This window comes from Butyrivibrio sp. ob235, from assembly GCF_900109475.1.
GTDB lineage: Bacteria > Bacillota > Clostridia > Lachnospirales > Lachnospiraceae > Butyrivibrio.
Genome location: NZ_FOBE01000001.1, coordinates 522,363 through 548,093 on the forward strand (window position 1 = coordinate 522,363; position 25,731 = coordinate 548,093).

A 25,731-nucleotide genomic window follows, 5' to 3' on the forward strand; every position below is an offset into this window, starting at 1 on the left:
AGCTTCGCTGACACCTTCTCCCCAGGGAGAAGGCATATATTTTAGAGTCCCCTTCTCTTTTTTACTTACTTTAATGTGTATTTCTTACTTTACTTCTTGTCATTAGTTCTCTCTCGGATAATGAACTTAAGTGGTGTACCTTTGAATCCGAAAGATCCCCTTATCTGATTCTCAATATATCTGGTATAGGAAAAATGCATCAACTTCTTATCATTAACGAAAATCACAAAAGTAGGTGGCTTAACCGCAGCCTGGGTGATGTAGTAGAGCTTTAACATTTTACCCTTGTCTGACGGAGGCTGCTGCATTACCACTGCCTGCATCATTATTTCGTTGAGGACACCGGTCGCAACACGCATAGCGTGATTCTCACTTACTGCATCTATCATGTCATACAGCTTTACAAGTCGCTGTCCGGTCTCGGCCGAAATAAAAATAATCTCTGCATAAGGCATGAAGGAAAGTACGCTTCTTACATCCTTTGTGAACTCATTAACCGTCTTATTGTCCTTCTCGATAAGGTCCCACTTATTAACCGCAATTATGATTCCCTTGCCGCGATCATGCGCAATTCCAGCAATTTTGGCATCCTGTTCAGTGACCCCTTCATCAGCATTTATAACTATGACAGCCACATCAGCTCTTTCAACCGCGGTAACAGTTCTCAGGATCATAAATTCCTCGAGCTTTTCTTTGACCTTGTTTTTCCTTCTAAGGCCTGCGGTATCTATGAAGGTATATTTCTTACCGTTATATTTTACCTCTGTATCAATCGCATCTCTTGTAGTTCCTGCGATATCTGACACAATAAGTCTGTTTTCTCCGCAAAGTCTGTTTATTATAGAGCTCTTGCCAACATTGGGCTTACCTATAACAGCAACTCTTATTGAGTCATCCTCTTCCTCTTCGTTGTCAGACGCTGTAAAGTTCTTGGTAACTTCCTCAAGAAGATCTCCGATTCCCTGCTTATTCGCAGCGCTTATGGGGAACGGCTCACCGATTCCCAGATTGTAGAACTCATAAACATCCATGGAATCACGCTTAAAGCTGTCCACCTTATTGACGCAAAGAACAACCGGTTTTCTGGATTTCCTAAGCATATCCGCAACCTGTGAATCCGCATCAGTCAGCCCCTGTTTTACATCACACATAAAAATGATAACATCGGCAGTTTCAATCGCTATTTCAGCCTGAGCTCTCATCTGCGCGAGAATCGTGTCATTTGTATCCGGTTCTATACCGCCTGTATCCACAAGTGTGAAATTGTAATTAAGCCACTCGACATCCTGATAAATTCGATCTCTGGTAACTCCGGGAGTATCCTCAACAATAGAGATATTTTTCCCTGCAACTGCATTAAACAGGGTACTTTTTCCTACATTGGGTCGTCCCACTACCGCAACTATGTTTTTTCTTTTCATAAAATACCATCCTGCTTCGTAATTAGTCCCCTTATGAAATCCATACCTCCGCTTTTTATAATGCGAACCTTAACCCCAAGCTCGCTCTCGATATCGGATACTCTCACATCATCCAGGAGATAATCTTCTCCTGCCCTAAGTACATTCTGTGGAAGTATCAGCGCATCTCCGAGCTTTTGCCCTTTAAGCTGTGCAATTATGTCCTGTCCTGTAAGAAGCCCTGTAACGGTTATTCTCTCACCAAAGAAATTATTTATAATTTCATGAACATGAACCGTAAGTCCCGGTGCTGCTTCGGTAAGCTTTCTTGCCATCTCGCATATAAACGGATATATAAGCCTGCCGCTAGCAGTTGACACCTCTCCTTTATATTCACTTAACGGAATGCCATCGACCCCGTTTTCTATTGCATCCCTAAGCGCTTCATCAAACTCATCCAGAAGAAGCCTGACCATCCCCACTCCGTTTTCAAGCTGTCCGTAATCGTCATACGCTTGTGCGGGAGGAATCGGAAGCTGTGCAATCATATACCACTCATCCGAGGCATGTACAAAATGGTCTCCGTATTCCTCAAAAGACTTCTCCTGCCAATAATTGATTTCCTTTATTACAGCTACGGCATCATCTTTTTCAAACGGTTCCAACGGAAACAGACCATCCCTGTATTTGGACAAACCGACCGGAACTACTGAAACACTCTTAAGATTTGGTCTGTAATTATATAGATCGGTAAGCGACCTGTGAAGTTCTTCCCCGTCATTAACACCCTTGCACAGAACAATCTGTCCGTTCAGCTCAATTCCGGTACCCGGCTCGCAAAGCCTGTCAACCTTTTTCAGTGCTTCGCCGGCAAATCTGTTATTTAGCATCTTGCAGCGAAGTTCAGGATTAGTAGTCTGAAATGATACATTTATCGGAGAAAGATGATATTTCAGAATCCTGTCGATATCTTTATCACTCATATTTGTAAGAGTGACATAATTCCCCTGAAGGAAGGAAAGTCTCGCGTCATCATCCTTAAAATACAGTGTCTCTCTCATCCCCGGTGGCATCTGATCTATAAAACAAAAAATACATTTATTGCAGCAGGATCTGTAGTCATCCATAAGTCCGTTATCAAACTCTATGCCAAGATCCTCGTCGAAATATTTTTCTATGTCAAGCTCCCACTCTTCTCCGTCCGGTTTTCTAACAAGAAGGGTGAGCTCTTCATCCTGTACCATATACTGGTAGTCAAATATATCCTCTATAGGTTGACCATTTATTGCAAGCAAATAATCCCCGGCGGCAATTTCCAATTCGTCCGCTATGCTTCCGGGTTCAACCTTTTTTATCAAATGTCCTTTATTATCCATAAAACTGATTATACATTAAATTTCTTGACGTGTCAGTATAAGATACAATAAGATAATAGCGTAAAAAAATCTATTATTATTTTTGTTAGGAGATAAAATGCCTGATTTTCATAAATTAGATTCATCAATACCGGTTGCTCCGATCGCGCTCATGGTCATGGAGTCTGCCAAAGGACTTGGAGAACTGGTCAATGCACGTCTTGTCGAATTCAGACACGCCCTTCACAACACCCCGGGTAACGACCCCGCTTTTCAGGGATATGTTAAGGATGAGTACAGGGTTAAATATGCTAATCCCCGCTTCGGAAGCGGTGAGAGCAAGGCTCAGATTTATGAGTCACTTAGAGGTAAGGATGTCTTCATTCTCACCGATGTTATGAATCATTCAATGACCTACAAAATGTATGGTTATGATAATTACTACTCTCCCGATGATCACTATCAGGATTTAAAAAGAGTCATTGCTGCCATCAACGGTAAGGCAAGAAGGATAAACATCATTATGCCTTTCCTCTACGAGGGCAGACAGCACAACAAGAACAATCGCGAATCGCTTGATGCCGCAGTTATGTTCTCGGAGCTTTACAGCATGGGTATAAGCAATTTCATTACCTTTGATGCCCATGATCCCAGAATATCCAATGCAGCTCCTATTTCAGGTTTTGATAACTTTATGGCATCACCGCAGTTCATGAAGGCTATTATTTCGGAAATTGATGATCTTACTGTTGATAAGGAACATCTGACCGTTATAAGTCCTGATGAAGGCGCTTTGGACAGAGCGGTTTATTTTGCAAATGTTCTTAACGTTGATACCGGAATGTTCTATAAGAGACGTGATTACAGCAAAGTTGTAAACGGCTCCAACCCCATTGTGGCACATGAGTATCTCGGTTCCGCAATTGATGGCAAGGACGTTATCATAATCGATGATATGATTTCCTCCGGTTCGAGCATGATAGACACCTCCAGACAGCTCAAGAAAAAGGGCGCAAAGCGTGTATTTATATGCACAACCTTCGGCCTTTTCACGAACGGAATGGAAGTATTCGATGAGGGTTATAAAAACGGTGACTTCGATGCGCTTATAACCACTAATCTCATCTATCAAAATCCTGACTTTATGAACAGAGAGTATTATCACATTGCTGACATGAGTAAATTCCTTGCGACAGTCATCGATTTCATGAACCACGATGCATCGCTCAGTAACGTTATTACTCCAACAGAATCTATTCACAGTATCATTGATAAATATAATGCCAGAACAGCAAAAGCTGAGGACCTGTTTGATTAACAGGTCCTCATTTTTTAATAGCCTTTTTTATTATTTATCCCATTTTTTCCGAAGCAGGATTTCCGTTGCTGAATTTTCCGGTTTCAAATCCCACATTTACCTTGAACAAATCACCGTCAAGAATAATCTCAAACTCTCCTCCCATTGCTGTAGTAAGACTCTTTGCAATGGATAGTCCAAGTCCCGAACCTTCGGTACTTCTGGAAATATCTCCTCTTATGAATCTCTCTGTAAGTTCATCCGCGTTTATATTCAACTCATTTTTCGAGATGTTCTTAACAGAGAAAACTGCTTTGCTGACACCTATCTCCGTTTTTGTCACAAAAAGATCCATATATACTCTTGTATCCGGAAGAGCATATTTGCATACATTGTTCAAAAGATTCTCGATGACACGATACAGCTGTCTTGCATCAGCCTGAATAAACACATCATACTTCTCGCACTTAAGAATGGGCACCAGCCTGAAGCTCTCGAATTTCTCATAGAACTCACCAAGAATCTGATTTACAAACTCGGCAAAATTGAGCTCCGTCATCGTAAGTGTAATATTGCCGGAAGAAATCTTCGAAGCCTCCACAAGATCGTCTGTGAGCTGCCTCAGTCTCTGCGACTTATTATCAAGTATCCTTATATATTCACTGACTTTCGGATCGTCAATGTTTTCTCTTTTCAGAAGATCAACATAATTGATTATTGATGTAAGAGGCGTCTTGATATCATGCGATACATTTGTTATAAGGTCAGCCTTCAGCTTCTCATCTCTCATACTTCGATTTACAGCTTCTTCAACAGAAACCGAAATCTTGTTTAGTTCTTCCCCAAAGTAGACATTACTGCTGTGAAGCTTATTAACATCCACCTTGACATCAATCTCGCCCTGAGCAATCCTTTTTAGCGCATCAAGGATGATAAACTTATCATTGTTAAGGTTTATAATATATAGCGCCACAGCAACGTCAAGGACTATAACTATAACAATTCCTACAGCGCCCCATCTGAGAATAAGATATAGATTAAGCAGCGTAGAAGTCAAAAACGGCAGCACCGTTCTCACAAAAAGATTCTGCCTGAGTGTCATCTTATCAAAAAGCTTATGAATCAGCCCGATAATAAACTTAAACAGGGATGTTTTATATAATTGTCCTGCCTTGGCTCTTCTGATTATGCTGTAAATTGCATAACATATGGCATTATCACCTTCAAAAGAGAGTCCTCCTGCAAGAAGCGACATATTCATTGTGTTATATTTAACAACTTCATAATTATTGATGGCGAATTGGAATAGCCCAAACAAAATACCCAAAACAGCCAGTGAAAACACAAACACAATTTCTATCGGGATAACATCTATTCTCTCAATCCCGCCTACTTTTCCGTCAGCGTATTCGATTCGTCCTTCATATATTGAAAGATGGACAAGTACAATCACATACATCACCGCGAAAATTGCACTTATTATATACAGTTGCCTGTAGTACGGCATATACCTGTTAAACGCTTCTTTTCCAACCTTGAAATCATCTATATTGGCAGTCTTGTTAATATCGATTGCAAAATAGAACTTCATTTGATCGGGGAAGGCGTATTGATAATTGCCAAGAAGCTGTCTTAAGGAATCCTCGCTTATCTGAGTATTGGTTGAATATTCGATATCATAAGGGCAGTAATAAATATACCTTCCGTAGGACTTGAAAACATCCTTCAAATTCAGTCCGTTTGTGCCGCTCTTAAGTGAATCAACATTTGTAAATACTTCAGTGCGGGCGTTAATCGTTCTGGTGATATAATATCTGAAATTCGATTTGTAAAACGAATATTTGTCCTTATATGCATCATAACGCTCATACCCTGCAGCCATTGTGGATGCGGTCTCGGTGATATTTGCACATAGCTGATTATACTCATCCCAGCCCGAAACAATATCCTCGATATTTTCACCGTTAATGGTTTTATATCTGGGAATCAAAACAGTATGTGATCCGGCTCCGTCCTTATCGACTTCCTTCACATTGGTTCTTACCGCATTGTTTTCAAGCTGAGAGTTTAAGAACGCATTCATTCCACCCTCAGCATTATTTTTCAAGAGATGCGTGTATACTGTAGTAGCAGATAAGAAATCCTTGCTCTCTTTTGTAGTAAAATTCGCATCATCATATTCAAAGCCATTCTGGGACCACTTGATCAGATTTGAAACCGGGTAAACCGCAGTAATATAATCGCTCTGTAAAACTGTATTTCTGTTAATAAAAGCGGTTACATCAATATTTTTATCTCCGTTATATACTCCATCGGTCTCAAAAAGAGTCTGATATGCGGCAAGCTCCACCGCATTTCTCAGATTATCAAATAATATTGAATTAAAAAGCTCCGAATCGGCATATTCTTTTCCGATGTCGTCCTTCTGCAAATTATAGACAACACCGTCCGTGCCCGTGAAGGTAGACCCTTTATAAATATAAAAAACAAGAGCAACTACCGCAGCAAAACATATGTGCTGAAAAATTCTCAGTATATATCTGCTGATCCAGGACATGGTCTTATGCCTGAATATTTTATCAAACATTATCAATCCTCAGTGTCGATTTTATAGCCTACCCCCCAAACAACCTTAAGATATTTGGGATTTTTGGGATCAATCTCAATTTTTTCCCTGATATGTCTGATATGTACTGCAACAGTATTATCAACAGACACGGCGTTCTCGTTCCAGATATTCTCGTATATCTGGCTGATAGAAAACACCTTCCCCTTATTCTTGATAAGGAACATCAGAATGTTGTATTCAATTTTGGTAAGCTTGACCTCTTCTCCGTCCACGGTTACAGACTTGGAATTGTCATTGAGAACAAGTCCGCCGGCGCGGAAAATGTACTCATCATCGGCATCCTTTGTATCCGCATTTCCAAGCTCCGTATAGCGACGTAGATTTGACTTTACTCTGGCCACAAGTTCAAGCGGATTAAATGGCTTAGTCACATAATCGTCCGCACCAATATTGAGTCCTAGAATCTTATCCGCATCCTCTGATTTGGCGGAAAGAATAATAATCGGGATGGAACTGTGCTCTCTTATCTTCATTGTGCACTGAATTCCATCCATTACCGGCATCATAATATCGATGATAGCAGCATGAATCTCATTTGTTTTTACAATCTCCAATGCTTCAATGCCATTGAAGGCTTTAAAAACATTAATTCCTTCCTGTTTTAAATATATCTCAATAGCTTCAACTATCTCTTTATCGTCATCACATACCAAAACGTTCTGCACTATCTGTAAATCCTCCTCTATTATCACCACGCATTGTAGGGAATATATGAAAAAGCATTTTTATGCCATCTTATATGAATAGCTGATGTTTCGTCAACCTTTATGGCAACAACATCATATCTTACCGGGCATTCCTCGCTTATACCGAACCGTATTTTATAAAAATCCGACACCCGGCAGATTGTCTTCTGCTTCCGGGAATTCACCGCCGCTTCCGGTTCACCGAAACGAGCTGATGTTCTGTATTTCACCTCAACAAATGTAAGATATTTTCCATCTCTTGCTATAATATCGATCTCACCCTTTTTACTCCTGAAATTTCTGCAAACAATCTTTGCTCCATTTTCCGAAAGATACTCACAGGCGAGATTTTCATAATATTGTCCTGTTTCTCTTTTATTCATAAAACTTATCTATTATTTTCTTTGGCCTTAATCCTATCCATAGCATCTACGAATACCAGAATCTCAGCCACTACCTCATAAAGCTCTGGAGGAATCATTTCACCGATTTCCAGCTTCGACAGAGTATCTGCAAGCTTCGAATCCTCGTGAATCGGGATATCCTGCTCTTTAGCGGCATCAATAATTCTTTCGGCCACGATGCCCTTTCCGCTTGCTATAACGCGGGGAGCCCCGTCTTCATTCGGATCATACGCAAGAGCTATCGCCTGCTTTGGTTTTCCATCCTTCGTCTTTCCTTTTTCAAGATCACTGTTATCTGCCATGTTTTAGCCCTCTTATGCTCTCGCATCAAATGATGTTGTTGATAAAAAAGCTGTCTTTTTTGAATCAAGCAAACTGCTGACGGGCGGATCCTCACTGTTTTCATCCTGATCGGTATGAAGCATCATCCTCGCTTCCATAGTGTACCCACGCTTATTCAGTCGATCGTTCAGCTCACCGATGTGCTCTGCAATAAGATCAATAACCGATTCGTCTGCGACATAGAAATTTGTCTTTACATTGGTATCTTTCATCTTCACATAAACATCGATCGGTCCGAGATTATCCATATCCAGATGCAGGATCGCACTTACCGTATCTCCCGGTTCAAACTTTTTCTTGCCGTTTGAATAAACATAAAGATCACCGTGAGCATCCTGGTCTGCCATCTTAAGAGGCAATTGAATATAATGAAACATCTGGTTGATCTGATTCATGAAATCAATATTATTCTGGAGATTCATGGCACTTTGTGCAACTTTGTTCTCGGGTCCAAGACTCTCTGTAAGCTGCTGAGTAAGCTGCTTGGCCTGTGTACTCAGTCTTGTGTAGAGATTTTCAACATTCTCCTTTATACTCACATCATCAGGTCTTATCAGCCATTCTTCCTGCATCACATTTTTCATGAGTTTATTGTACTCATTACTACTGAATATTTTTGAAAAAGCAGCTTCCTTATTTTCAGCTGAATGTGATGCTGCCTGATAAGCATCGGCGAGTTCTTTTATAAGAGCCATCTGATCAATCTCAGTACTTTTACCCGTACCGGCCTGAGCAATAAGCTTTTGTATCTGGTCACCGGTAGCTCCTGTATTTGTGTTTAGTTCTTTGATAAGCTTGGCAAAGTCATTATCAAAAACCATTTTCTGTGTGCTTGCACTTTGGTCACCGGCTGCTTTCTCTGTAACTTTTCCGGACTGCGTTTCTTCAGAGTTCACCTGAAGCTCTTTGATATTCGGATCATCACTTACAGCATTTTGCGCATTCTGCACATTGCCGGGCTTTTGTGCATCACTCGCCACACCATCGTCCGAATTTATAATATTCTCTCCAATTGCAGTTATAACTTTTGCATCATTGTTCTGAAGCGAAACTGTACTTTCGTTTTCACCTTCGGCAAGAATCGTTTGTTCGCCGTTCGTCGCCTCTGCGTTATTTGCAGCTTCACCTGTCGCGGGATTTGTCCCTGTCGCTGCATTCCGCTCCTGAATCATCGTGGCAGCATCACCCTTGACCACAGTCTGCTCCATATGCTCTGCACCTTCAGAGAGCATGTTCAATATCTTCCCGTAAAGATCATTTGCCTTTTCACCCTCACCATTTTGTACAAGCTGATTATAAGCCTCGGGAAGGTCATCCATAATAGATTTCATGGTCTCCACAACCTGATGCTCATAATTTTTATAGCTTTCAAATTGCCCGATATTCTGTTCTGTTATTGGAATATTAAGAGCCTTCATCTGAACCAGAGAAGTAACCTCTGCCTCAGGGTGAGAATTCACCGTCTGTTGCATGGCATTTAAGGAATCCTTGTCAATTCCCATCCCGTTTTCCATCATGGTCTTTACCATGTTAACGGTATCCTGTGTGACCTCAATTCCTGCTGCGTTTAGCGCTTTCAGAGCAGTCGGATCCACAGAAGTATTTTCATAAAGAGGTGTAAGTGTTATCTGTCCGGATGTTCCGCGCACCTGAAAAGATATTGTCTGTCCTTCCTTAAGGTACATGCCATCCTGGAGCTTTGCATTTATTACAGTGTCGTCTCCAAGTCTTATCTGGGCATTTTTTGCCCCATTCTCATCAGACATGGAAATAATCTTGCCGGACAGTCTCTCCCCTGTCTCCAAAGAGCGCAATGACTCCTGCGATTTTGCAGCATTCTGATTAACAATATGGCCATCAACCTGTACAACAGGCCTGTTACCGGTCAAATTCTGAATGATACTCATGCAGGCACGCTTTCTTAATTAAGAAAATTTTTTATAAAGGATTTTCTGTGAATCTCACAAGGTCCGATTTGCCGAAGCGCAGCTATGTGATCGGCACTTCCGTACCCTTTGTTATGTGAAAAACCGTAACCCGGATACTTACTGTCAAGTTCGGCCATAAGTCTGTCTCTCGTAACCTTGGCAATAATACTTGCCGCAGCTATAGATACACTTTTGGCATCACCCTTTATTATCGATTCCTGAGGATAGGCTTCAAGCTGCGGTATATGAACCGCATCAATAAGCAAAATATCAGGCTTAACAGAAAGATTATCTACAGCCTTAGCCATAGCCTCAAAGGTAGCCTGAAGGATGTTGATTTCGTCAATTCGCTCATGGGTACTAAAGCCAATACCAACCGATACAGCTTTTTCCATTATTTCCTGATAAAGCTCTTCTCTCTTTTTTTCGGATAATTTCTTTGAATCATTTATATACAGTATTTCAGCATCCGCCGGAAGAATGACCGCTGCAGCGTATACCGGTCCCGCCAGAGGGCCTCTTCCAACCTCATCTATACCACAGATATATTTTTTATCAGAATGAAGCCTCTCGTAACTTCTCATCTCATAGAGGCGCTTCTTCTCATTTTCAATAGCTGTTATATGCTTTTTTGCGGACTCAACCAGTTTTTTGACTCCCGCTCTGTCATCAGCCTCATATCTTTGGCAAAATGCTTCGTAATCCTCTACGGAAACAGCATTTGAAAGTTCAGCCTTAATGACACCTATTTTCTCAGTCATCGCTCTTATTTTCCTTGTTTTTGTCAATTATTCCGAAAGATGAAAAAGGATACATCCTGAGCCAGGTTCTGCCGATAATATCAGATCCCTTAATATTTCCTACGAGCGGTTCTCTTGAATCCATACTGTAATTTCTGTTATCTCCCATAACAAAATACTCATCATCACCAAGAGTTATCGGTTCTTCAGCTCTGCCGGGATTCTGGATTATTTCTGCGCCGTAATGCTCCTCAAGTATCTCTCCGTTTATGTAGATATTACCGTCATAATCTATCTGAACGGTCTCTCCGGGAAGCCCTATAACCCTTTTAATAAAGTATTCGCTGGGATCCTGTGGATACGGGAAAATAACTATATCAAATCTCTTTGGCTTGGAAAACTTGTAAGTAAGCTTATCTGCCATCAGCACATCACCATCGTGAAGTGTATACATCATAGACTCACCGTCTACATCTGTTCTCTGAGCAACAAATTTCATAAACAGCATTGTTATAATGCAGACGATTAAAACTGTAAGAATAGTACTGCCTGCACTTTTCATAAACTCTTCTATTTTATTCATATCGGTCTCTCCAAAGATATTTTTCCAAGTCTTCCATTCCTGAAATCATCAAGAAGCTGCATGCATGCTCTTTCTATATCAGCTTTTCCACCCTGCTTTATCAGTTTCCTGTTATCGGCTATAGCTGTAAGAATTGATGACTCCGGGGTCTCATACATATCCTCTTCATAGAGGAGTTTCTGCTTGTCCGTAATTCCATATTTGTCTGAAAGGACACCAGGATACCAGTCCTCGAGAATTCTTATAAGGCTTACTGCAAGCTCACCCTTATCAAGGTTCTCATCATTCATGGAACCGATAAGTGCAAGGTGAAGTCCTACAGTTTCATCATCAAACTTTGGCCACAATACTCCGGGCGTATCAAGAAGCTGCAAATTCTTCCCAAGCATAATCCATTGCTTACCCTTTGTAACACCGGGCTTATTGCCTGTTTTTGCTGCCGCCTTTCCGGAAATCCGGTTTATAAAAGTTGATTTGCCCACATTGGGGATACCTGCAACCATCGCCCTTATAGGTCTGTTTACTATCCCCCTCTTTTTATCACGCTCAATCTTCTCCCGGCAGCTCTCAGTGACCTGATCCAGAACTGTTTTTACCTGCGAGCCCGTTTTGGAGTTCATCTCCATAACTCTTGCCCCGGTGGATGAAAAATACTCTATCCACTCCTTACTGATATCAGGGTCTGCAAGATCAGCTTTATTTAAGATAACAAGTCTGGACTTATTTTGCCCGAGTTTGTCAATATCGGGGTTTCTTCCCGACATCGGTATTCTTGCATCCGTAAGTTCTATTATCAGGTCTACAAGCTTGATGTTTTCCTGCATCATGCGCATAGCCTTGGTCATATGACCGGGATACCACTGATAATTATTCATACATTCTACCTTTAATCCACAAAGCCTGTTTTACCCTCTTTAGATCCATAGGATAACCACGCTTTGCCTGCAATGGTCGAAAGCTTCACAACACCAATATTGGCACTTCTGGAATCTTCACTGCTGTTTCTGTTATCACCGAGAACAAAAAACTCTCCGCTCCCCAAAGTAATATCATTTTCAGCTATTCCAGCTTCTTCCATTTTATCATATTCACGATCTTCAGTGACGACAGTTTCGCCATTCACCAAAAGATTGCCGCCTTCAATTTTTACCGTCTCCCCAGGGACCGCAACCACTCTCTTGACATAATAATGTGATTTCTCATTACCATTTGGCAAAAAAACAATCACATCATCCTTCTTTGGCGAGGTGAGCTTGTAGACAATCCCGTCAACAAGTACACTCTGACCATTAGTAAGCGAAGGTTCCATCGAATCTCCGATGACTCTGACTCTTTTTCCGAAACAGAGCACAAGAACAAAGGCCACAAAAAAAGCCACCGCAGTATAGAACACCCACGAAAGAATCTCCTTGAAAATTTCGGGCGTTACCTTCTTTTTCTTTTCCAAATACATTGGTCTGTATCTATTTTTCCGAAGCATAAACACTCCTTAAAAATCCCAAAAGATAAAAAGGGCAATTACTAAAAAGTAACTGCCCTTACCAAAGAAATCATTCTTAGCGAACCTTTTCCTTGACCTTTGCCTTCTTACCTGTGAGGCCCTTAAGGTAGTTAAGCTTAGCTCTTCTAACCTTACCCATTCTCACAACTTCAACCTTCTCTACAAGAGGAGAGTGAAGAGGCCATGTCTTCTCAACACCTACGCCATTTGAGATCTTACGAACTGTGAATGTTGTGCGGTTTGAACCACCCTGAATCTTCTTAACAGTTCCTTCGAAAACCTGTACTCTCTCGCGGTTTCCTTCCTTGATCTTGTTGTAAACACGTACTGTGTCACCTGTGTTGAACTCAGGAGCGTTCTCGTTAAGCTGCTCCTTCTCGATCTCTGCAATGATTGTGTTCATTTGCTTTCTCCTATACTATATAAATGGACGTTCTTAAATACATGATAAAATGCGTACCAGAGGACCGTCATTTTCGCAACTATGAAATAATACCATAATTTTGCTCGCGAAGTCAAGCTTTATCTTTGGCAATCAGCTTCTTTAGTGCCTCTATAGCTACCCGGATAGCCGCATCCGTATCATGTGCCTGAGGATTATCAAGCCCGGCCTTAGCCCTCTCCTGGTTGGCAACTGTAAGCATTACAGCACCCGTTCTTGCGCGAAGCCATTGTCCCACAATAAAAAGTGCTGCGGATTCCATCTCAGAGCCAAGACATCCACATCTTTTCCATGCTTCCCACTTGTTCTCAAGCTCATAAAATACCGGCTTTGTCTCAGGTTCATGCTGTCCGTAAAAAGCGTCCTTACACTGAACAACACCGACATGATGTCTTATGCCAAGTTTCTCGGCAGACTCCTTCAGTGCCTGTGTTACATCAAATGTAGCAACCGCAGGATATTCAATCGGCGCATATTCTTTTGACGTTCCTTCCGCTCTTATAGCGCCGTTAACGACAATAAGATCTCCGCCCATGACATCAAGCTGCATTCCACCGCAGGTTCCAACTCTTATAAAAGTATCTGCACCTATCTTGTGAAGTTCCTCTACTGCAATAGATGCTGATGCTCCTCCTATTCCGGTCGAAACAACACTTACTTTCTCTCCGTCAAGATAACCGGTATAGGTGTTATATTCACGGTTATAAGCAACCTGCTTCGCATCATCAAAATAGGCCGCAATTTTCTCACATCTTCCCGGATCACCCGGCAAAATAACATACCGGCCCACATCACCTTCTTTAAGATGAATATGATATTGATATCCGGCACCTTCAGTATAATCTACCATAACCGCTTCCTCCTTATGAATTTAGCTACAATAATTATACCACCTGCACAGCTTAACCGCTAATTTCATTTCAGCACTTGCCCGATCATCAATCAAACAAACCATCCATTACGTGTATGGTCATAATCCCGTTTTCTATATCAATATTCTTAACGCATTCTTTAATTCCCGGAATCATGACTGTTTCTGCATCAGGATCATCGGTGCGCTTCATTTCATAAACATCATTGGAACCGGTCTGAATAACCTGCTGCAAAATACCGAGCTCTTTTCCATCCTCATCAACAATCTTCATTCCTTCGAGATCCGCAAGATAGTACTCACCCTCTTCCAAGGGAATGGCGTCCTCTCTGCGAACAATAAGCGGTTTCTGCCTAAGGCGTTCAACCTCATTAATATCATTGAATTCCTTGAATTTTACGATAACGAATTTTTTGTTAAAACGAACTCTCTCTATCGTAAGCTCCTTTTTTCCGTCTCTTCCGGTATCAAGGATTACTTTTTTCAGATCAAGAAATCTCTCCGGATCCTGTGTGGTAGGAAAAACATTAACTTCACCCTTAAGTCCATGTGTCGAGGCAATTACGCCAACCTGAAAATATTCTGTCATGTCTGCTCCTTAATTTTATCAAGAATCTTGTTTCTCTTCTTTATCGCTTTGGGTGTAAACTGCTCCGGATGTTCCTCTACATATTTGTCGTAAAGTTCCGGCCTTCGCTCTTTTGTTCTTTCAAGCGACTTCTGAAAACGCCATACATCTACATTCGCGTGATTACCCGAGAGTAAAACCGGCGGAACCCTCTTATCCATCCAGATTTCCGGTCTTGAATACTGCGGATATTCAAGAAGTCCGTCATCAAAAGATTCCGTCTCCGCAGATTCATCATTGTTAAGAACTCCGGGAACAAGTCTTGCCACAGCATCAATCATTACCATGGCCGGAAGCTCACCTCCCGTGAGCACATAATCACCTATAGAAATATAATCAGTGACTATCTCCTCAAGCACACGCTCATCTATTCCTTCGTAGTGGCCACATAGAAAAATAACGTCCTCCTCCGAGGAAAGTTCTCTAGCTTTTGACTGACTGAAAACCTCCCCTTGAGGCGTAACATATATAACTCTCGGATTCGAATCAGGCTTATCTTCTCTTATAGACTTCAATATATCCTGATAGCAGTCATAAATTGGCTGTGCCTGCATCAGCATTCCCGCTCCGCCGCCATATGTATAGTCATCAACCTTGTTATGCTTGTTGTCTGCATAATCTCGGATGTTTATTGCCTTTGCCGTGATTATTCCCTTATCCATGGCACGTTTTAATATGCTTGTATTAAGTACATCCATAACCATTTCCGGGAATAATGTCATTATATAAAAGTTCATAACTCTCCATAAAAAATAAATACCCGGAGCTGTAATTGCAGCCCCGGGCATAGTCATATCAATCGACGATTTCAACGTCAACCTTAAGGTTCTCTCTGGTTGATGCAGCCTTAACAACAGAGCGGATTGCTTTTGCAATTCGTCCCTGTCTTCCGATTACCTTACCCATATCAGAAGGTGCAACGTGTAGCTCCAAAACAATGGTCTGGCCGTCTTTTTTCTCATTCACAACGACCTCATCAGGGTTTTCAACCAGAGCCTTTGCAATAACTTCAACCAATTCTTTCATGAATTTTCCCCTAGTTAAAAAGTGATTACTTAATACCTGCCTGCTTGAAGATCTTGCTAACAACATTTGTAGGCTGAGCACCGTTTGCAAGCCACTTCTTTGCAAGTTCCTCATTTACCTTGCATGTGCTGGGATCTGTGTTAGGATCATAAGTTCCGATCTCCTCGATGAACTTTCCGTTTACAGGGAACTTTGAATCAGAAACAACGATACGATAAAAAGGAACCTTCTTTTTACCAATTCTCTTAAGTCTAATTTTTACTGCCATTTTTAAAATCCTCCATTTAATAAATAAAAATGTTAACTATGATAAACGAATTTCTCCGCAATCATCATGTGTCTATATGAAATCCTTACAGGATACTCATAACTAATTGTTTAAAAGAACTTACCAAAGCCGCCCTTTCCAAGGCCACCTAAACCGCCAAGTCCGCGTCTGCCCTTTTTACCCATAAGTCCGGGCATCTGCTTCATCATCTTCTGCATCTGATCAAACTGCTTTATGAAACGGTTTACATCTGCTATATCATTGCCGGAACCCTTAGCTATTCTGTATTTTCTCTGAGGGTTCATGAGCTTCGGATTTTTACGCTCGGCCGGTGTCATTGAAAGTACTATGGCTTCCATTCTGGCAAGCTGCTTTTCATCGGGAAGCTGATCATCTCCGATCTTACCCATTCCGGGAAGCATTCCCATAATTGCTCCAAGGCCGCCCATATTTCGCATCTGCTTCATGGACTCAAGGTACATCTCAAAATCGATCTTACCTTTTTTCATCTTGGAGGCCATCTCGCGCTCTTTTTCTTCATCGCGCTCACGGTTGGTCTCTACAACCTTATCGATAAGGCTGAGCACATCGCCCATTCCCAAAATTCTGCTGGCCATACGGTCGGGATAAAACTGCTCAAGATCTGAGAGTTTCTCGCCCATACCAACATAAAGAATAGGCTTGCCTGTAACCTGTCTTGCAGAGAGTGCCGCACCGCCTCTCGTGTCACCGTCCATCTTACTGAGGACGATTCCATCGATGCCGATTCTGTCATTGAACTGAACTGCTACATCTACAGCAGCCTGACCTGTCATGGCATCAACAACAAGAAGTGACTGGTGAACAGTGACTGCTTCTTTAATTGCCACCAGCTCCTGCATCATATCTTCATCGATCTGCAGTCGGCCTGCAGTATCGAGAATTACCACATTTTCATTATTTTTCTCAGCATGTTCTATTGCAGCCTTAGCAATTTCTACAGGACTGACATCCGTCCCCATGGAGAAGAAATCAACTTCCTGCTTCTTGGCATTGATTTCAAGCTGATCAATAGCCGCCGGTCTGTAAATATCACAGGCTACAAGAAGAGGCTTTTTACCTTTAAGCTTAACCTTGCCTGCTATCTTGGCTGCGGTAGTCGTCTTACCTGTACCCTGAAGACCGCACATCATTATAACAGTGATGCTCTTACCGGGCTGGAACTGGATCTCTGTGATCTCAGATCCCATAAGATCAGTCAACTCTTCGTTAACAATTTTGACAACCATCTGCGCAGGATTCAGTCCGTTTAAAACATCCTCACCGACAGCTCTCTCCTGAACCTTGTTAACAAAATACTTAACCACACGGAAGTTAACATCCGCCTCGAGAAGTGCCATCTTGACTTCCTTCATGGCAGTCTTGACATCCTCCTCCGACAGACGGCCCTTGCCGCGCAGATTCTTGAATACATTCTGCAGTTTATCGGATAAGTTTTCAAATGCCATATGTTATGACAGCTCCTCTGTAATTGATTCTATTGCCTTAAGGACAACCGCTCTAAGTTCATCATCCTTAAGTTCTTTGTCAGAAGCAGCACCCGCAAGCTCATCAAGCTGATGTCTGATCCTGTCTGTTCTTTCGATCATGTGAAGTCTTTTCTCATATCCTTCAAGAGAATTGGTGCATCTCTTTAAAAGGTCATGAACTCCCTGCTTGCTGATATCATACTCTTCAGCTATCTCCACAAGGGAAAGATCATTGTAGACCGCATCCTCATATACTTTTCTCTGATGATCAGTCAGAAGCTCGCCGTAAAAGTCATACAAAAGCCCCTGTTCAACAATTCTCTCCATTGTATCTCCAAACAGATAATAAACAATACAAAAAATGCGATACTATACGCACGAAGCATATAATATCGCATATATTTTAAAGTGTCAAGTATTTTTACTTTACTTTCATTTATTCTTTACGGATAACACAAAAATCCAGGTTTACCTCTCCTTCAATACCATCAATAACGCCATTTCTTGAAAACTGCCACATCCTATAGTCATAAGGATAGTATTGGGGGAATCCATAATAGGATACCCATACAGGATATTTTTCCAGCGATACCGGCTCAAGGAACTCTGTAAAAGTCCTTATACCGCCCATTATCATGGGAGTATATCCTTCTTCTTTTACCCTCTCGCAAAAAGCATCGGCGATTTCCGAATAAATCTGCTTTGTCAGCTTTGAGGTCCTGGCATCCGATGAATTTGTCTGTTCAAGATCAAGTGCCACAGGGTAAGTAATTTCATAATTCTTAATCTGTTTTAAGACGTATTCCGCCTCTTCCACAGCCTCATCAGCATCAATTGATTGTGAATAGAAGTAAACTCCGACCTCCAGTCCGGCCTTCTGAGCATTCTTTATATTTGTCTTAAAATAGTCATCTTCAAGAATAGTGCCCTCGACAGAACCGCGAAGTCCCACTCTTATCATTACAAAATCTATGCCTTCGGATTTAACCTTATAAAAGTCAATATCGCCCTGGGTTCTGGAAACGTCAATTCCTTTAGTAACAGACAGACTCTCATCCGTTCCTATATACTTTACAGTTCCGTCTTCAAGGAGCTGAAAATCCTCCTCTGTCAGCGGACTTAGGGGAAGCGACTCATCTATAGGAGTAAAATAATACTGCCCTGCATATTCGGTAATTATTTCATCAGGATAGAGGGTTCTTATAGCACCTATTCTGTCGCCCTCTTCGAGCTTCCCTCTGAAGGTGTCCCTGAGCCTGTCTCCTTCTTCCTTACGCGCCCTTGCATCAGCCTGATCGATAAGCTGGTTGGCTCTCGCAGTAGTGTAATACCCCTCCGTCTCAAGCGCGTCGAGCTCACTCTGCGATGCATCAGCCTGTCTTCTTATCGCAGCATTGCTAAGAAGAAGTCCGATACAGGTCGACAGCGCCAAAAGACTCACAAGGCTGAGGAAAATAACCGAAATCAGATTCTTGGTATTCTTAACCATTTTGCTGTTGTTTTTGGTATTTTCAGTTTTCTTCATAAGTATTATATCCGCTCATCAAAATAGCTCTTATAGCCTTCACCGAATATCTCTGACGCACTTGTAACTATCATAAATGCATCAGGATCCTCCTCACGGACTATATCCTCCGCCATAGGAGAAAGTCTCTTTTTTATAGCACAGAGTATAACCTTCTTATTTTCACCACTGTAAGCACCCTGTCCGAAAACATGTGTTACACCGACATCCAGTTCCTTAAGAAGTCTGGATGTGATCTTATCTGTATGATCCGAAATAATATAAATAAGCTTAGCTTCATCTCGACCATAAAGAACAAAGTCGATAACATAGGATGTTATCATTACAGCAAGGAATGAATACAGAACAACTTTTATATCTCTTAAAACAACACCGGCAAAGCTCACAACAAATATATCTATCATCATGAAAAGCACACCGGTCTTGATATGAGGATACTTAATTCTAAGTATCTTTATTATAACATCCGTTCCGCCCGTAGTCGCGTGGCATTTAAATGTAATACCGATTCCTACGGCAACAAAAACACTGCCGAATATCACACCGAGAATTACATCCTTAACGATAATCCCCGACGCATATCTTGCGATAAGATCCGTAAAAATAGAATTGACTACCGTAGCGTAAACAGTCGAAATCGTAAATCTTATTCCAAATTTATAGATTGCCAGAAAAAGAATAGGAATGTTCATAAGCATGAACCATACACCCGTTCCTATAGGCACAATTCTGTTCAGAACGATAGCTGCACCGGTAAGACCACCGGGCGCAATATTATTAGGATCATTAAACAGACTGGTCCCTATTGCGTATAAGAATGCTCCGAACGTAATAAGGAGATAATCCGTACCTTTTCTGGTAATCTTTTCTACATATGCCATAAATTAAATAATTGTGCGAACAAGCTTCGGCCTGTAACCATGCTCTTCAAGGATCTTTATAATCTGTTCCTTGTGTTCGCTGCCAAATGCCTCCAAAGTAATACGCAGTTCAACAGCTGCGCTTCTGTTGATCGATACAAACTGATTGTGCTCGAGTTTGATTACATTTCCACTGGTCTTCGCTATAACCTCTGCCACTGCAGCAAGTTGTCCCGGCTTATCGGGAAGAAGAACCGAAACTGTAAATATACGATTTCTCATAATGAGTCCCTGTTGGACAACAGAGCTCATTGTAATGATATCCATATTTCCGCCTGAAAGAACACAGACAATTCTCTTATCCTTAACATCAAGCTGTTTAAGCGCTGCAACGGAAAGAAGTCCGGAATTCTCCACAACCATCTTATGGTTTTCCACCATATCAAGGAAGGATACGACAAGATCCTCATCCGGAACAGCAATTATGTCATCAATGTTTTGCTGGATATAGGGGAATATCTTTTCGCCGGGTGTTTTAACCGCAGTACCGTCAGCAATTGTATTAACTGTAGGAAGAGTTGTAACTTTACCGTTTTTAAGGCTCTCCTGCATACAGTTAGCACCTGCAGGTTCAACACCGATTACCTTTATCTTGGGATTAAGGAGCTTCGCAAGGGTACCCACACCTGTTGCAAGTCCGCCACCTCCGATGGGAACAAGAATCATGTCCACTGTAGGCAGTTCTTTGATTATCTCCATAGCAATGGTTCCCTGACCTGTTGCCACATCAAGGTCATCAAAAGGATGAACAAAGGTATATCCATGCTCATCCGCAAGCTTAAGTGCATGCTCGCAGGCTTCATCATATACATCACCATGAAGAATGACCTCTGCGCCGAGAGCCTTTGTTCTGTTCACTTTGATAAGAGGGGTTGAAGTAGGCATAACGATTGTAGCCTTTACTCCGTAGCTCTTTGCTGCATAAGCCACCCCCTGCGCGTGGTTACCTGCTGATGCAGTGATGAGTCCCTTCTTTCTCTCATCCTCAGACATTGTAGATATTTTGTAATAAGCACCTCTAACCTTATATGCACCGGTTCTCTGGAGATTCTCAGGCTTTAAATAGACCTTACTGCCTGTGGCAGCGCTCCAATAGTCACTGTAAATAAGTTTTGTTTCAAGAGTTACCTTTTTAACATCCTCATACGCTTCCTCGAATGCAGGAAGCGTCAGGCTTTCGTTTTTCTCAGACATGTCCCTTCTCCTTATGAAAATAATGCATCTACAAACTGGTCGGAATTAAATCTCTCAAGATCCTCGAGAGCTTCACCGACGCCAATATATTTAACCGGAATATTAAGCTCTGACACAATAGCAACTGCTATTCCGCCCTTTGCCGTACCATCAAGCTTAGTGAGAACTATTCCGGTAAGATCAGCAACCTCACCGAACTCTCTCGCCTGCGATATAGCATTCTGTCCGGTTGTGCCGTCAAGAACAATAAAGTTTTCTCTATGTATTCCGGGAAGCTCCTTGTCAAGAATCCTATTCATCTTGGCAAGCTCCTCCATCAGATTCTTCTTATTATGAAGTCTTCCGGCCGTATCAATCATAAGAATGTCGCAATCTCTCGACCTGAAAGCAGCAACAGCATCATAGATTACACTGGCGGGATCCGCTCCCTCTTTTCCGGAAATAAGCGGAACTTCGGCCCTGTCTGTCCACTGTCTTAATTGCTCAGTAGCACCTGCCCTGTAGGTATCAGCAGCCGCAACAAGTACTTTCTTGCCTTTCTTTCTGAAATGAGCAGCAAGTTTTCCGACAGATGTCGTCTTACCGACACCGTTTACTCCGATAACAAAAATAACTGTCTTATCTTCCTCAAACTTATAGGTATCGTCATCAGTCTTCATCTGCTCTCTGATGTTGGATACAAGGAGTGTCTTGCATGCCCAGGTATCTGTTATATGATTATCCCTGACCTGCTCGCGGAGCTTGTCCATAATCCTGCTGGTAGCATTAACTCCGATATCTCCCATAATGAGAGTCTCTTCAAGTTCCTCGTAGAAATCCTCATCCACAGTTGAAAAGTTGCTAAGGACATTATTTATTCCCTTTACAACACCTTCTTTAGTTTTTGATAGGCCATTTGAAAGCCTTGAAAAAAAGCCACCTGCCATTAATCCGTCAGCTCCTTATCAATCAAATTGACACTTACAAGTGTCGACACACCCTTCTCCTGCATGGTTATACCATAGAGTCTGTCAGCACTTTCCATTGTACCACGCCTATGGGTAATTACAATAAACTGGGTTGATTTCAGCTTATGCAGATAATGTGCAAATCTAACTACGTTATTTTCATCAAGCGCCGCCTCAATCTCATCAAGCAAGCAGAAAGGTGACGGCTTCAGATTCTGAATTGCAAACAGAAGCGCAATTGCAGCAAGTGCCTTCTCACCACCGGAAAGTTGCATCATATTAACAAGTTTCTTTCCCGGAGGCTGAGCATTGATTCTGATTCCAGCCTCAAGGATATCCTCATCCTCAACAAGTTCCAGCGTACCCTTACCGCCTCCGAACATTTCTTTAAATACCTTGTCAAACTCTGACTGTATTTTTGTAAACTCTTCCATGAACTGCTTTCTCATGGATTCATCGAGTTCGGAGATAATCTCCCGAAGCTGCTGCTCGGCTGTAACAAGATCATCATGCTGTGTCTTCATGAAGGTATATCTCTCCATGAGCACTCTGTAATCCTCAATGGCGTTAACATTAACATCACCGAGTTTTCTTATAGCATCCTTTAACGAGCCTATCTGCTTCTTCATCGCAGACATATCGGTGAGACTTTCGTCTCTCATGGAGGATGCATCGGTTAATGTTATCTCATACTCTTCCCACATATAGTTGATCTGAGTCTCTATAGCTTCCTTTGCTCTCTCACATCTGGCACCAAGTCTTGTAACTTCCTTATCAAGCCCGTTCATCGTCTGATTCAGTTCTTCTGTAAGTTTAAAGAAATTCTTCTGAGAAGCTGTAAGTTCTTCCTTCTTTGCACGCTTCTCTTCCATCTCCTTATTTACATCGGACTGAACATCCTTGGAACTCTCAATTGTAAGCTTTATCTCCTCGATGTCCTTCTTCCTCTGCTGGAGGATCTCGTTATTTTCTTTTATTGATGCAAGAATTTCATCGAGAGCCGCCTTCTCTGTAGCTATCTCACTGTTTATACGATCAAGATTCTGCTGTTCAAAGGTCTCCTTTTGCAAAATCTTCTCATATTCGATATCCCAGGAAGAAACATTCTCAGCTTCTTTCTCTTCGTCGGCATGCAAGGCTTCAAGCTTAGCCTGATACTGAGTAACCTTCTCGGATTCATCCTTCTCGGTTTTTTCAGAAAGTTCAAGAGCTTTCTTGTACTCCTCACGCTCACCATCAATATCGATAATCTGCTTCTCGATTGACGCGCTCTCTTCCTTCAGGTCTGAGTAATTACCCTTCTGCTGATTCTGTCTCTCCTTCTCATTCTCAACATTGATTCTGGCTGTATTCTGCTCTATGAATTTAGTCTGAAGAGAAGTTCTGGTCTCCTCAACGATAACTCTCAACTCATTTCTGCGCTTCTTGGTATCCTCTATCTCCTTTTGGAAAAGAGCGATATCCTCCTTGCACTTCTTGATATTTTTCTCAAGTTCCTCCATCTCTCTGCGTCTTCCGAGGAGATTGGAATTATTTCTGAAGGTACCACCACTTATGGCTCCTCCGGGAACAAGAAGTTCACCCTCAAGTGTAACCATTCTGATGGTATACTTGTATTTTCTTGCGATTAAAACCGCATTGTCTACTGTATCGACAACAACAATTCTTCCAAGCATTGCCTTCGCAACACTTCTGTATCTGTCCTCTGTCTCAACAAGTTCATCCGCCATACCGAGAACACCCTTTTCGCTTAGGGCTTCCTGTGCCTTGAACTCCTGAGGTTCGCGAATACTTGTAAGTGGAAGAAAAGTTGCTCTTCCGGCCTTGGTCTTTTTCAGATAAGCAATCATATCCTTTGCGGTTTCTTCATCATCGGTTACGATATTCTGAATATTACCGCCAAGTGCTATCTCTATAGCCGTTTCATACTTGGGCTGAGTCTTTATAATATCGGCAACAACACCTATGATTCCAGGATTGTCGTCCTTTTTCTCCATTACCTTCTTAACGCTTCCGCCGTAGCCTTCATAGCGTTCGGTAAGATTACTTAATGTTTCAAGCTTTGACTTTTCCTGCGTATAAAGGTTCTGTGCATCACGGAGCTTCGAATCCTTTGCGGAAAGCTTATCTCTTATACCCGCAAGCTCATTCTCCGAATCTTTCTGCTTCATGTTCATTTTGCGGATTTCATCCGTTATCTGATCAAACTCCGCCTGAAGTTTTTTGATTATTTCTTCCTGCATGGACTCATCGGAACGCGCCTTAACAAGCTTTCCGGTAAGCTCTGCCTTTCTGATATTTATCTGTTCCTGTCTGGTATCAAGAGAACTCAGTTTACCTTTGATTGACGAACGCTCCGACAATGTCTCGATTATCCTGCTCTTGCAGTTCTCGATCTCATTATTTATCTCGCTAATGTTCGCAACGATACCGTCAAGTTTTTTTCTTGCTTCCTGTCTGTCTGCGGAAAGGACTTCCAGTTCCTTGTCTATCTCGCCCTTTACGACAAGAACCTTATCTCTTTCCTTTTCCTTTTCGGAAATCTTAAGCTCTTCATCGGCTTTTCTTTTTTCAAAATGTTCAGCATCACTTGTAGCAGATCTGATCTGCTCATTCATAATACCGATCTGGCCTTCAAGCTTCTCGCGTTTTACAGAAGTATCCGTAATCTTTGCTCTTGCTTCTTCGATATCATGGTCAATAGCTTCCAGTTCTTCCTGAATCTGCTCGTACTTAATCTTTGTATCTTCATACTTTTCCTTTGCTTCTTCAAGATTTTTGGTCGCAATCTTTAGACTCTCTTCAGACTCCTCGAGATTCTTCTTCTGTGCCGCATTTTCCAAAAGGAACATGTTTACATCCAGAGTCTTCAGCTCTTCTTTATGTTTTAAGTAAACCTTTGCAACCTCTGACTGTTTCTCAAGTGGCTCAACCTGTTTCTCAAGTTCTGAAAGGATATCATTCACTCGGGTCAGGTTCTGCTTTTCCTGCTCCAGCTTCTTGATAGCAGTATCCTTTCTGGACTTAAACTTAACAATACCTGCAGCCTCATCAAATAGATTACGTCTGTCCTCGGGTTTACTGGACAAAATCTGGTCAATCTGGCCCTGTCCGATAATAGAGTATCCCTCTTTACCGATACCGGTATCAAAAAACAGCTCATTAACATCCTTAAGTCTGCATGAGTTGCCGTTTATCATATATTCACTCTCTCCTGAGCGGTAAAGCCTTCTGGAGACAGTTACTTCATCATATTCAATAGGAAGCGCATGATCCGAATTATCAAGCGTTATAGCGACATAAGCGTAGCCAAGGGGTTTCCTCAGCTCCGTTCCCGCAAAGATTACATCCTGCATAGTGCCGCCACGAAGCTGCTTGATTCTCTGTTCTCCGAGAACCCATCTGACAGCATCGGCGACATTACTTTTACCCGAACCGTTAGGTCCGACAATTCCTGATATTCCGTTGTGAAATTCCAGTTTTATCTTATTTGCAAATGACTTAAAGCCGTGAATTTCTATGCTTTTTAAATACATG

At 41.8% G+C, this 25,731-nt stretch carries 25 protein-coding genes; 1 reads left to right on the top strand and 24 read right to left on the bottom strand.

All coding sequences use genetic code 11. The features are described from left to right. Positions 1–89: 89 nt before the first annotated feature. A complete protein-coding gene (gene der, locus BMW61_RS02240) occupies positions 90–1,421 on the bottom strand; it encodes a ribosome biogenesis GTPase Der (protein ID WP_091819570.1) in 1,332 nt (443 codons plus the stop codon). Beyond that, the gene (locus BMW61_RS02245) at positions 1,418–2,776 is read right to left on the bottom strand and encodes a DUF512 domain-containing protein (protein ID WP_091819571.1); all 1,359 of its coding nucleotides are present in this window, start codon (positions 2,774–2,776) and stop codon (positions 1,418–1,420) included. Before BMW61_RS02245 ends, der begins: the two co-directional genes overlap by 4 nt. 97 nt (positions 2,777–2,873) lie before the next feature. Here BMW61_RS02245 and BMW61_RS02250 point away from each other — a divergent pair, with 97 nt between their 5' ends. Beyond that, the gene (locus BMW61_RS02250; protein WP_091819573.1) at positions 2,874–4,073 is read left to right on the top strand and encodes a ribose-phosphate pyrophosphokinase; all 1,200 of its coding nucleotides are present in this window, start codon (positions 2,874–2,876) and stop codon (positions 4,071–4,073) included. 34 nt (positions 4,074–4,107) lie between these two features. Here the strand turns inward: BMW61_RS02250 and BMW61_RS02255 are convergent, their stop codons facing one another. The 22 genes from BMW61_RS02255 to smc all read right to left on the bottom strand — a co-directional run bounded on the left by BMW61_RS02255 (position 4,108) and on the right by smc (position 25,730). After that, positions 4,108–6,639, bottom strand: a complete 2,532-nt coding sequence (locus BMW61_RS02255; RefSeq protein ID WP_091819574.1) for a sensor histidine kinase — start codon at positions 6,637–6,639, stop codon at positions 4,108–4,110. 2 nt (positions 6,640–6,641) lie between these two features. After that, positions 6,642–7,346: a response regulator transcription factor gene (locus BMW61_RS02260; RefSeq protein WP_022760201.1), complete on the bottom strand. Its 705-nt coding sequence runs from the start codon at positions 7,344–7,346 to the stop codon at positions 6,642–6,644. Between the two features lie 23 nt (positions 7,347–7,369). Then, positions 7,370–7,750 (bottom strand): YraN family protein, encoded by a 381-nt coding sequence (locus tag BMW61_RS02265; RefSeq protein WP_022760202.1) that lies wholly within the window; start codon positions 7,748–7,750, stop codon positions 7,370–7,372. A gap of 5 nt (positions 7,751–7,755) precedes the next feature. Continuing rightward, positions 7,756–8,073, bottom strand: a complete 318-nt coding sequence (locus BMW61_RS02270) for an EscU/YscU/HrcU family type III secretion system export apparatus switch protein (protein ID WP_022760203.1) — start codon at positions 8,071–8,073, stop codon at positions 7,756–7,758. A gap of 12 nt (positions 8,074–8,085) precedes the next feature. Continuing rightward, entirely contained in the window at positions 8,086–10,020 is a 1,935-nt protein-coding gene (gene fliK / locus BMW61_RS02275; protein ID WP_091819576.1) for a flagellar hook-length control protein FliK, read from the bottom strand. Between the two features lie 14 nt (positions 10,021–10,034). Then, the gene (locus tag BMW61_RS02280; RefSeq protein WP_091819578.1) at positions 10,035–10,802 is read right to left on the bottom strand and encodes a ribonuclease HII; all 768 of its coding nucleotides are present in this window, start codon (positions 10,800–10,802) and stop codon (positions 10,035–10,037) included. Then, positions 10,795–11,364: a signal peptidase I gene (gene lepB / locus BMW61_RS02285; RefSeq protein ID WP_022760206.1), complete on the bottom strand. Its 570-nt coding sequence runs from the start codon at positions 11,362–11,364 to the stop codon at positions 10,795–10,797. Before lepB (BMW61_RS02285) ends, BMW61_RS02280 begins: the two co-directional genes overlap by 8 nt. Beyond that, a complete protein-coding gene (gene ylqF, locus BMW61_RS02290) occupies positions 11,361–12,239 on the bottom strand; it encodes a ribosome biogenesis GTPase YlqF (RefSeq protein WP_091819580.1) in 879 nt (292 codons plus the stop codon). The genes lepB (BMW61_RS02285) and ylqF overlap by 4 nt, the downstream gene beginning before the upstream one ends. An 11-nt stretch (positions 12,240–12,250) precedes the next feature. Next, complete coding sequence (gene lepB / locus BMW61_RS02295; RefSeq protein ID WP_044927597.1) at positions 12,251–12,844, bottom strand: signal peptidase I; 594 nt, start codon at positions 12,842–12,844, stop codon at positions 12,251–12,253. A gap of 76 nt (positions 12,845–12,920) precedes the next feature. Beyond that, a complete protein-coding gene (rplS, locus tag BMW61_RS02300) occupies positions 12,921–13,268 on the bottom strand; it encodes a 50S ribosomal protein L19 (protein WP_022760209.1) in 348 nt (115 codons plus the stop codon). A 112-nt stretch (positions 13,269–13,380) separates the two neighbouring features. Next, a complete protein-coding gene (gene udp, locus BMW61_RS02305; protein WP_022760210.1) occupies positions 13,381–14,157 on the bottom strand; it encodes a uridine phosphorylase in 777 nt (258 codons plus the stop codon). Positions 14,158–14,245: 88 nt separating this feature from the next. After that, positions 14,246–14,767 carry a ribosome maturation factor RimM gene (rimM, locus tag BMW61_RS02310; RefSeq protein WP_022760211.1) on the bottom strand — a complete coding sequence of 174 codons (522 nt, stop codon included), beginning with the start codon at positions 14,765–14,767 and terminating at the stop codon, positions 14,246–14,248. After that, positions 14,764–15,543 (bottom strand): tRNA (guanosine(37)-N1)-methyltransferase TrmD, encoded by a 780-nt coding sequence (gene trmD / locus BMW61_RS02315; RefSeq protein ID WP_044958358.1) that lies wholly within the window; start codon positions 15,541–15,543, stop codon positions 14,764–14,766. The genes rimM and trmD overlap by 4 nt, the downstream gene beginning before the upstream one ends. Positions 15,544–15,601: 58 nt before the next feature. Continuing rightward, the gene (locus BMW61_RS02320; RefSeq protein WP_022760213.1) at positions 15,602–15,832 is read right to left on the bottom strand and encodes a KH domain-containing protein; all 231 of its coding nucleotides are present in this window, start codon (positions 15,830–15,832) and stop codon (positions 15,602–15,604) included. A 25-nt stretch (positions 15,833–15,857) separates the two neighbouring features. Further along, positions 15,858–16,100 (bottom strand): 30S ribosomal protein S16, encoded by a 243-nt coding sequence (gene rpsP, locus BMW61_RS02325; protein WP_022760214.1) that lies wholly within the window; start codon positions 16,098–16,100, stop codon positions 15,858–15,860. A gap of 110 nt (positions 16,101–16,210) precedes the next feature. Then, entirely contained in the window at positions 16,211–17,587 is a 1,377-nt protein-coding gene (ffh, locus tag BMW61_RS02330; protein ID WP_022760215.1) for a signal recognition particle protein, read from the bottom strand. A gap of 3 nt (positions 17,588–17,590) precedes the next feature. Continuing rightward, positions 17,591–17,935 carry a YlxM family DNA-binding protein gene (ylxM, locus tag BMW61_RS02335; RefSeq protein ID WP_026497379.1) on the bottom strand — a complete coding sequence of 115 codons (345 nt, stop codon included), beginning with the start codon at positions 17,933–17,935 and terminating at the stop codon, positions 17,591–17,593. Between the two features lie 109 nt (positions 17,936–18,044). After that, positions 18,045–19,133, bottom strand: a complete 1,089-nt coding sequence (locus BMW61_RS02340) for a glycoside hydrolase family 25 protein (RefSeq protein WP_091819581.1) — start codon at positions 19,131–19,133, stop codon at positions 18,045–18,047. Positions 19,134–19,138: 5 nt separating this feature from the next. After that, a complete protein-coding gene (locus BMW61_RS02345; RefSeq protein ID WP_091819583.1) occupies positions 19,139–20,014 on the bottom strand; it encodes a YitT family protein in 876 nt (291 codons plus the stop codon). A gap of 3 nt (positions 20,015–20,017) precedes the next feature. After that, entirely contained in the window at positions 20,018–21,247 is a 1,230-nt protein-coding gene (ilvA, locus tag BMW61_RS02350; protein ID WP_022760219.1) for a threonine ammonia-lyase, read from the bottom strand. A gap of 11 nt (positions 21,248–21,258) precedes the next feature. Further along, positions 21,259–22,173 (bottom strand): signal recognition particle-docking protein FtsY, encoded by a 915-nt coding sequence (gene ftsY, locus BMW61_RS02355; protein ID WP_022760220.1) that lies wholly within the window; start codon positions 22,171–22,173, stop codon positions 21,259–21,261. After that, positions 22,173–25,730 carry a chromosome segregation protein SMC gene (gene smc, locus BMW61_RS02360; protein ID WP_091819584.1) on the bottom strand — a complete coding sequence of 1,186 codons (3,558 nt, stop codon included), beginning with the start codon at positions 25,728–25,730 and terminating at the stop codon, positions 22,173–22,175. Before smc ends, ftsY begins: the two co-directional genes overlap by 1 nt. Position 25,731 lies beyond the last annotated feature (1 nt).